Genomic DNA, 8186 nt, shown 5'->3' on the forward strand with positions numbered 1-8186 from the left:
TTAACCAGTGTGGGAGAGTAGGACACCGCCGAACACAACTTCATCAAGACCCCGTATTCGATACATTCATATCGAATACGGGGTCTTGTGCTATTTCCCAGCTATTCGTCTGGCGGCGGCCGTTTTCGTTGCGCTGCCGGCCTCGATGCTCTCGATCACTGTGCCGTGGACGGCACCACGATCATCGGGATGGCCAGAACGCGAAGCATCTTCGCGGCCGTGGTGCCGAGGAAGATCCGCCGCGGCGCGGCGAGCCGGCTCGACCCGACGACGATGACGTCGTCGTCGGCCCAATCAATACCTGCGACCGCTTCTTCGATGCTGTCGCCCTGCACGACGGCCGACGTCACCGGCACGGTCTCCGGCAGTCTGGCGGAGATCTCACCGGTCGCCTTGTCGATGTGGGTGCGTGCGTGTGCGACGGCGTCGTCGATGCCGCGTCCGCGGTGGTGATCCATGTCGTCGAGAGCGACAAGCGACACCAGCCTGAGCGGAACCTTGCCTGCCTGGCAGAAATCGACGATGGTGTCGACGAGATGACCTGCGCCGGGACGCATTCCGAGTGCGGTGCTGAGCCGGCCGATCCGCTCGGGACCGGTGTGGCTGAAGCCCAAGGGTGCCAGGGCGACCGGCACGGGAGACGAATGCAGGATGTCGTTGACGACGGTGCCGAGTGTGTGGCGTCCGACGATGCCTCCACCCGAGCCACCGATGACCAGCAGACCGGCGTCGACGTCTTCTGCCCGCTCGATCAGCCCGCCCGCGGGATTGGCGTGCACGGCCACCGAGGTCGTTGTGGGAATTCCGTCGTGCACGAGTGCGGCGGCTTCGTCGAGCCAGCCCTGCGCGGTCGCGTCGAGCGTGTCCGAGAGTCGTTCGACTTCTTCGGTCGGATTGTCGGGCTCGGGCGGAAGGACCACGCAGATCTCCAGCTCCGCACCGAACGTGCCGGCAAGTGTTGCACCGAGCGCGACCGCATCCCTGCCGCCCGCTGTGGCGATGTATGCAACGAGGATCTTCATCCGCACTCCCGTTCTCAGGTTGGCAACCATGCCCACCTCAGACGTTAGTCCACACGGGTACGGGCGCCCCGTGAAACCCGGTCAGGCGGAACTGACCTTTGCGAGGACGTCGAACTCCATCGCGTCGGCCGCAGCGATGTAGATGTCCTGGCGCAGGTGACGATCGGTCAACGACACCTCACCGCGCGGGCTGGCGTAGGTGAACGGGTCGGTCGCGGCTCGCTCGAGCGAGGTGGTCCCGGTCGCACCGGCACGCCGGGTCAGTTCGGCCAGCAGATGCATTCCCTCATAACACGACTCGCCGGGGGAGGTCAGCGGCGGCGCCCAGGCTCCGAAGCGGGAAACGTAGCGACTTTCGAAGTCGAGGCTGAATGCGGTGGCGAGTGACTCGAAGTAGCCGGAAACGGAATACAGCTGATGCGTCGCCCCTGCCCCGGTGGCCATCAGCATGTTCTCGTCCATGAGTGGGCTCAGTCGAATGCAGCGCTCGGTGAGGTCCCGAGCGGCGAACTGCTGATTGAATCGCACGGCGTCGTCACCGAGAAGCAGGACGAGCACGCCGGTGGCGTCGGATGACTCGATCCGATCGAGCACTTCGGTGAAGTCGGGGCAGCCCAGCGGCAGAAACGACGCCGACACCACACTCGCTTGCGCGTCGGAGTCGCGGAGCCGGTCGATCATGTGGGTCACGGTCAGTCGCGGCCACACGTAGTCGCTCCCGACCACCGCCCACCGCGCGATGCCGAGTTCGCGGGACATCCAGTCCAGCGCAGGCAGCACCTGGGTCTCCGGCACCTCCCCGGTCATGAAAGTGCCGTCGGCGCCCTCGCCACCCTCGTACACGGCGGTGTACACGTAGGGGATACGTCCGTCGAGCGCGGCCACGAGGCGGCATCGCACCGCCGACGTGTGCCACCCGACGACAGCGTCGACCTCGGCGTTGGCGACTGCGGTAGCCACCGTGGCCGGTGTTCGACCACCGTCGATCGTCGTGCTTGTCACCTCGTTTCCGAGGATTCCGCCGGAAGCGTTGATCTCCTCGATCGCGAGTTGGGCGCTTGCTGCGCACGATGGCCCGAAGATGCCCGATGGGCCGCTCTGCGGTATCACGAGTCCGAGTTTCATATCCGTCCTGCCACCTGGGGTGCGTCCCCCAGTGTGCCGAGAACCGGTTACCTCGGCGTTGCCTGCACGTCAGCAGTGTGTCGAGTGTGTCACCGGGTGAGGTGGGTGAGGCCGTCGGTCAGCGCCAGAAAGCGACGCGATCCGAGGCTGCGCGCGATGTCGGTTTCGATGTCGCGCTCGCGCTCACGAACCGAGGTGATGGCCTGAGCTCCGTGCGGACTGAGGAACACCATCACTCGTCGCCGGTCCAGCGGGTCCACCCGGCGGTAGACCATCGCGAGAGAGATCAGCTTGTCGACGGTGCGTGTCGCGGTGGCGGGAGCCTGCACCGTCAGACGAGACAGGTCGGTCATGGTTCTGCCCTCACCGCCGGCGAGCACTGCCAGCACGCGCCACTGCTCGGTGCTGACGCCCAGTTCGGCGAGCGCGGGTGCAAGTCGTTCCTCGATCAGCTGCGCTCCCCGCAGCAGACTGAGGGCCAGCGGATCGTCGGCGGGGGTACTGGCCGTGGGAGTGTCGACCATGCGATCGGAGTCATTCATCGCCTGCCCCTGATTCTGTGGATGGCTCGGTGTCACTGATCACGATGACGTCCTCGCTGACGTCGACGGTGATGAGAAGTGGAATCGGGCCGGCGGGTCGTCGGAGAAGGCGTTCGGCGATCGGCGCGTGGATCTCCCGTCGAAGCGTGCGATGCAGGTGTCGGGCACCGTACCGTTCATCGAAACCTGTTGTTGCCAAACAGGTTCGGGCGTCGTCGGTGACAGTGCAGAGAACTCCGCGTGTGGCGAGTTCGTCGGTGAGACGCTCGACCTCGAGGTCGACGACGCGCCGCGCTGTTCCGGTGTCGATCGAACGGAAGGCGATGATCTCGTCGAACCGGTTGAACAGTTCGGGATCGAGAAAGTCGCGCACGGCGTCCACGGCGATCGCCGTCTCGTCGCGCCGCCCATGTCGAATCCGGTCGACGACCCGACTCGCTGCGCCGATCGGTGCCCATCGCCGAGTTCGGCGCAGGTCGTGAATCTCGCGGGTTCCGAGGTTCGACGTCAACAGCACGATGGAATTGCGGAAGTCGATGGTGCTGGTGCCGGACGCGATGCGCAACGTTCCCGCGTCGAGGATCTGCAACAGCGCGCGCAGCACCGTGGGGTGGGCCTTCTCGATCTCGTCGAACAGCACCACGCCCGGGCGCGACACCGTGCCCTCGATCTTGTCCCGCTCGAAGAGGGTGAAGGATTCCTTCGAGCCCGCGTAGCCGGGCGGTGCGCCCGACAGTGATGCCGCGTAATGCTCCTGCGCGAGGGAGTTCATGTCGATCCGACACAGATTGTCGGCATCGCCGCGGACGAGGTGGGCGATGCGACGCGCCATCTCGGTCTTGCCGACGCCGGTTGGGCCGACGAACAGCAGCGAGGCGATCGGCCTGCGGCGATCGGCGAGTCCTGCACCGGCGATCATCAGCGCGCGGACCACGGCGTCGACCCCCTCGTCCTGCCCGACGATCGCCCCGGACAATCCGCGTCGAAGATCGTCGACCGACCGTGCGTCACCGAGTCGGAATCCGCCGGTGGTGTCGAGATCGTGGAACCTCGCTGCCAGATGTCCGGACATTCGCCCTCCTTTTCTTCCAATTGAAAGTAGATCATGCTGCGCGCCGAGGTGCCGATCTTGAGGTGTCACGAGTTCACAACCTCGATGACACGCGATGGCAATCGTGATTGAGGTACGTTTGTGTGACAATTCTTCCATTTGGAAGTAAATCTGAGCGACGAGGAGTCGACATGCGTCACGGTGACATCGCATCCAGTCCGGACACGGTCGGAGTGGCGGTCGTCAACTACAAGATGCCGCGCCTGCATACGCGTGCGGAGGTACTCGACAACGCCAAGGCGATCGCCGAGATGGTCGTGGGTATGAAGAGCGGTTTGCCCGGGATGGACCTCGTCGTCTTCCCGGAGTATTCGACGCAGGGCATCATGTACGACACCGAGGAGATGTACGCCACGGCGGCCACCGTGCCGGGGGATGAGACCGACATCTTTTCGGCAGCGTGCCGTGAGGCCAAGACCTGGGGTGTCTTCTCGATCACCGGCGAACGCCACGAGGATCATCCCAACAAGCCGCCGTACAACACGCTGGTGTTGATCAACGACGAGGGCGAAATCGTCCAGAAGTACCGAAAGATCTTGCCCTGGACGCCGATCGAAGGCTGGTATCCAGGTGGGCAGACCTACGTCACCGACGGGCCCAAGGGTCTCAAGATCTCGCTGATCATCTGCGACGACGGCAACTACCCGGAGATCTGGCGCGATTGCGCGATGAAGGGCGCCGAGTTGGTCGTCCGCCCGCAGGGCTACATGTACCCGGCCAAGGAACAGCAGGTGCTGATGGCCAAGGCGATGGCATGGGCCAACAATTGCTACGTCGCGGTGGCCAACGCCACCGGGTGGGACGGCGTCTACTCCTATTTCGGGCACAGCGCGATCATCGGGTTCGACGGTCGAACACTTGGCGAATGCGGGGAAGAGGAATACGGCGTTCAGTACGCGCAGTTGTCGTTGTCGACCATCCGGGACGCGCGGCGCTTCGACCAGTCGCAGAACCACCTGTTCAAACTGCTGCACCGCGGTTACACGGGCGTGCTTGCCGGCGGCGACGGCGACAAGGGCGTGGCCGAGTGCCCGTTCGACTTCTACCGCAACTGGGTCACCGACGCAGAGGCAACACAGAAGCAGGTCGAGGCCATCACGCGCGAGACGATCGGTGTCGCCGAATGCCCCGTGTACGACCTCCCCTCCGAGAAGGTGATGGAGGCCTGACCCACTCGGGCTCGGCGCGTCGGAGAGAACGCGCCGAGCCCGAGTGGATCTCGTGGTCAGCTCAGGTGGTGCACTTCCTGCAGGCCGTATACCGGGGTGGGGATGCCCTCGTAGCGCGCCTTCAACTGGAGTGCCAAGTACAGCGAATAGTGCCGCGACTGGTGAAGATTGCCGCCGTGGAACCACAAGCCCGGCTGCTGGGTGGGCTTCCACATGTTGCGCTGCTCGCCCTCCCACGGGCCGGGATCCTTGGTGGTCTCCGAGCCCAGACCCCACACCTTGCCGACGCGGTCGGCGACTTCCTGGCCCATGAGGTCGGCCGCCCAGCCGTTCATCGACCCGTACCCGGTGGCGTAGACGATCACGTCGGCCGGCAGTTCCGTGCCGTCGGCGAGCACCACGCTGTTCTCGGTGAGGTGATCGACGTCGCCGTGGGCGAGCTTGATGGTGCCGTCGGCCACCAGTTCGCAGGCGCCGACATCGATGTAGTAGCCCGATCCGCGCCGGAGGTATTTCATGAAGAGCCCGGAGTCGTCGTCGCCGAAGTCGAGGTCGAAGCCGGCGGCCTCGAGGCGGGCGTAGAAGTCTTTGTCGCGCTCCCGGATCTGGTTGTAGAGCGGGATCTGGAACTCGTGCATGATCCGGTAGGGCAGTGAGGCGAAGGTGAGGTCGGCCTTCTTGGTGGTCATCCCCGATTCCACCGCCTGCTCGCTGTAGAGAGCGCCCAGACCGATCTCCATCAGGGAGTCCGACCGTACGATGTGCGTCGACGAACGCTGCACCATGGTGGTGTCGATCCCGTTCTCCACCAATGCCTTACAGATGTCGTGCGCGGAGTTGTTTGCACCGATGACCACGACCTTCTTGCCGGCGTAGGCGTCGGGCCCCGGGTGCTGACTCGAGTGATGCTGCTCTCCGGCAAAGACGTCGCGCCCCTCGAACGCCGGCACGTTGGCCTTGCCCGACATGCCGGTGGCGAGCACCAACTGTGTCGGATGCAACGTCATCTGCTCACCGTCGCGGTTCAGCTCGACGGTCCACTGCCCCGACCCCTCGTCGTAGGTGGCCGACGTGCATTCGGTCCGGCTCCAATACGGAACCTCCATCACCTTGGTGTAGAACTCCAGCCAGTCGCCGATCTTGTCCTTGGGTGCGAACACCGGCCAGTTCGCCGGGAACGGCAAGTAGGGCAGATGGTCGTACCAGACCGGGTCGTGCAGGCACAGCGACTTGTAGCGTTTGCGCCACTGGTCGCCCGGCCGGTCGTGCTTGTCGACGACGATCGCCGGTACCCCGAGTTGACGCAGACGTGCACCCAGAGCGATGCCGCCCTGCCCGCCGCCGATGACCAGGACATACGGCTGCACGGTGCGGCCGAGTTCGGCGTCTTCGGCCTCCTTCTTCTCCGCCCAGGAGCGCGGATCTGGGTCGGAGCCGTGCACCGCACCCCGGATCCGCGTGTGGCCCGCGGACTCCTCGTGTCCCTTGAGTTCCTGCAGCGTCGTCAGCAACGTCCACGCCTCGTCGTCGCCGGTGTCGGCGTTGCGGCGGAGCCGGAGGTGGCCTTCACAGCGGCCGACGGCGGTCTCGAACGAAATGAACGCCGACGCCACGCCGTCGTCGTCGGTCGCGGGTTCGGTGGTGGCGAATCCGGTGGGGTCGGCACCCGCGAGCCGGTTCTCGAGCATGTCGGCGATCTGGTCACGGCCCTCGACCGTGTTCAGGTTCCAGGTGAAGGCGACCAGGTCGCGCCAGTAGCTGTCGACGGCGAACAACGAGGTCGCGGCGGTGATGTCGCGCGTCGCCAGGGCGGTCTCGAAGCGCCGCAACCAGGTATCCACCCGTTGCTGTGGGCCCGCCGCCTCCCCGGTCGTGTTGGTGGCGCTCGTGGCGGTGGCCGGTTCGAGTGTCTGGGTCATGTCAGGCTCCTCTGGAATCGATCGCGCACCGTCGAACTCGGTGGCGTGTGATCCACAGCACACCGCCGTCGCCGGGGTGGCGGCAAGGGTTGCACGGGGTTGCGGTGTGCTGCGGCCTTTGCCCGACGGTGTGATCGGGAGCACAATCGGAATCGATGAGTTCACTACAACAGCGCCGGGAGCGTAGCGAGCATGGCGCACGATCGGCCCCCGAACCTGCGGTCGCGGCCGGCGACGATCCGCGCCAGTTCGCCCAGGTTCTCAGCGCCGTGTACGACGCCGCGATGGCGGGTGAACGATTGCCCGCACGTCCGCGGTCGGTCATCAGCGACTCGTGGGACCGGGTGCTCACCGCGGGAGTCGATCCCGAACTCGGTGGCCCCGACAACGCACTCGCCGTGGGTGACCTCGAGGCGCGGCGTCAGGAGTCCGGTCTCTCGCTGATCCTCGAAGACCTGACACGGGGGCTCGACGCGGTGATCGCCGACGGCGACAACATCCTGGTCGTGGCGGATCGGGGCGGCCGTGTGTTGTGGCGCAGCGGGGCGACCCGGGTGCTGGGCAAAGCCGACCGGCTCGGGTTTGTGGAGGGCGCAAGTTGGGCGGAGAACTCGGTCGGGACCAACGCGATCGGCACGGCACTCATGTCGGGTCGCGCGGTCCAGGTGTTCTCGGCCGAACACTTCGTGCGCAGTCACCATTCGTGGACGTGTGCCGGTGCCCCGATCACCGACCCCCGGACGGGTTCGGTACTGGGCGTCGTCGACGTCAGCGGTCCGGCAGCGACCATCCATCCCACCACCCTCGCCCTGGTCGACGCGGTCGCCAAGCTCGCGGAATCGGCTCTGCGCGACCACCATCGGGAGAGTCTCGACGCGCTGCGCGCGGTCGCCGCACCGATCCTGGCGAGGTCGTCGGGGCCGGCGTTGGCGGTCGACAACCACGGTTGGGTTGCCGCGGTCGACGCCGTACCACCCGCTCGCAGAGTTGTTCTTCCGCGCACCCTGTCACCCGGACGCGCCTGGGTTGCCGGCCTCGGCGAATGCGACCTCGACCCGCTGCCGGGTGGCTGGCTCGTCCGCGTCACCGGCTCGGACGAGGCGCAGCGCACCACCGTCGAGCTCGTCCTGAGCGGATCTCGACCCCAAGTCCGCGTCACCGGTGGTGCCGGTGTGTGGTCGCACGAACCCTCACCGCGGCATGCGCAGATCCTCGCCTACTTGGCCGAACAACCCGCGGGCGCGACCGCCGCCCAGATGTCGGCACACCTCTTCGGCGTCGACGACCGTGTGGTCACC

Annotated in this window: 7 protein-coding genes; 2 read left to right on the forward strand and 5 right to left on the reverse strand. The window is 65.9% G+C overall.

Annotation, left to right across the window (positions count from 1 at the left end; translation table 11 throughout):
• Positions 1 to 155: 155 nt before the first annotated feature.
• From ABZW74_RS23115 to ABZW74_RS23130, 4 genes are all read right to left on the reverse strand, one after another.
• Entirely contained in the window at positions 156 to 1022 is an 867-nt protein-coding gene (locus ABZW74_RS23115; protein ID WP_240862429.1) for a universal stress protein, read from the reverse strand.
• Between the two features lie 81 nt (positions 1023 to 1103).
• Positions 1104 to 2147 carry a substrate-binding domain-containing protein gene (locus ABZW74_RS23120; protein ID WP_240862427.1) on the reverse strand — a complete coding sequence of 348 codons (1044 nt, stop codon included), beginning with the start codon at positions 2145 to 2147 and terminating at the stop codon, positions 1104 to 1106.
• An 89-nt stretch (positions 2148 to 2236) separates the two neighbouring features.
• A complete protein-coding gene (locus ABZW74_RS23125; RefSeq protein WP_240862426.1) occupies positions 2237 to 2689 on the reverse strand; it encodes a MarR family transcriptional regulator in 453 nt (150 codons plus the stop codon).
• The gene (locus ABZW74_RS23130; RefSeq protein WP_240862424.1) at positions 2682 to 3761 is read right to left on the reverse strand and encodes an AAA family ATPase; all 1080 of its coding nucleotides are present in this window, start codon (positions 3759 to 3761) and stop codon (positions 2682 to 2684) included. Before ABZW74_RS23130 ends, ABZW74_RS23125 begins: the two co-directional genes overlap by 8 nt.
• A gap of 170 nt (positions 3762 to 3931) precedes the next feature.
• Between ABZW74_RS23130 and ABZW74_RS23135 the strand changes: the two genes are divergently transcribed.
• Positions 3932 to 4969, forward strand: coding sequence for an aliphatic amidase (locus ABZW74_RS23135; RefSeq protein WP_240862423.1), 1038 nt, complete (start codon positions 3932 to 3934; stop codon positions 4967 to 4969).
• 56 nt (positions 4970 to 5025) lie between these two features.
• On the opposite strand, the gene ABZW74_RS23140 is transcribed toward ABZW74_RS23135, so the two are convergent.
• Positions 5026 to 6888 carry an NAD(P)/FAD-dependent oxidoreductase gene (locus tag ABZW74_RS23140; RefSeq protein ID WP_240862421.1) on the reverse strand — a complete coding sequence of 621 codons (1863 nt, stop codon included), beginning with the start codon at positions 6886 to 6888 and terminating at the stop codon, positions 5026 to 5028.
• A gap of 155 nt (positions 6889 to 7043) precedes the next feature.
• Here ABZW74_RS23140 and ABZW74_RS23145 point away from each other — a divergent pair.
• Positions 7044 to 8186, forward strand: a 1143-nt coding sequence (locus ABZW74_RS23145; protein WP_355279694.1) for a GAF domain-containing protein, incomplete at its 3' end; no start/stop codon positions are given.

Origin of the sequence: Gordonia sp. NPDC003585, from assembly GCF_040610755.1 — a bacterium.
Classification (GTDB): Bacteria; Actinomycetota; Actinomycetes; order Mycobacteriales; family Mycobacteriaceae; genus Gordonia.